Origin of the sequence: Xenorhabdus hominickii (assembly GCF_002632725.1) — a bacterium.
Lineage (GTDB): Bacteria > Pseudomonadota > Gammaproteobacteria > Enterobacterales > Enterobacteriaceae > Xenorhabdus > Xenorhabdus hominickii.
Genome location: NZ_NJAI01000094.1, coordinates 1 through 631, shown reverse-complemented (window position 1 = coordinate 631; position 631 = coordinate 1). Strand labels below are relative to the sequence as shown.

General features: G+C 61.0%; 1 pseudogene. It reads right to left on the bottom strand.

Annotation, left to right across the window (positions count from 1 at the left end):
- A pseudogene (locus tag Xhom_RS25285) lies at positions 1 to 631 on the bottom strand (type IV secretion protein Rhs); the annotation flags it as partial.

Below are 631 nucleotides of genomic sequence, written 5' to 3'. Positions count from 1 at the left end.
GGTCATACCCCAGCGTCAGGCTGCGGTTCTCTTCGTCGAACAGGGCCGTCAACCTGTGATGGGTATCGTATTCCTGCGTGCGCCTGCGCCCGTCGTTGTCTTCAATGACGGTCACCAGCCCGAATTCGTTACGGGTCAGGGTCGTCTCACTGCCGTCCGGGGCAACAAAGCGGACGGGCTGGCCCTGGTCATCGTAGTGTTGCGTCCACTGCTGGCCGGAGGGGGCGGTAACCTGCACCAGCCGGACCTGCTCATCATAGTCATATTCCCACGTGGACCCCATCGCATCGGTGAAAGCAGTCACCAGCCCGGTGTCCGCCAGGTAGTCCAGCATCAGGGCCTGGCCTTCCGGCAGGGTTTTGCGCGTCAGGTTGCCCCAGTTATCGTATTCATAACGGGTGATGTGGCCGCATGGGGTTTCCTCCTGTGTCACCCGCTGTTCGGCATTGTGGTGCCAGGTAGTCACCTGCCCGTCCGGGTCGATAACCCGGGTGATCTCCGGCTCATACTCAAATCGCCCCGGATAATAACCGCCGCTGCCTACGGTATAAATACAACGCCCCTGCGCATCATAGCGGTACTCCACGGCGGTCTGATCACCGTCCGACCAACGGCTGATCAGCCCCTGTTC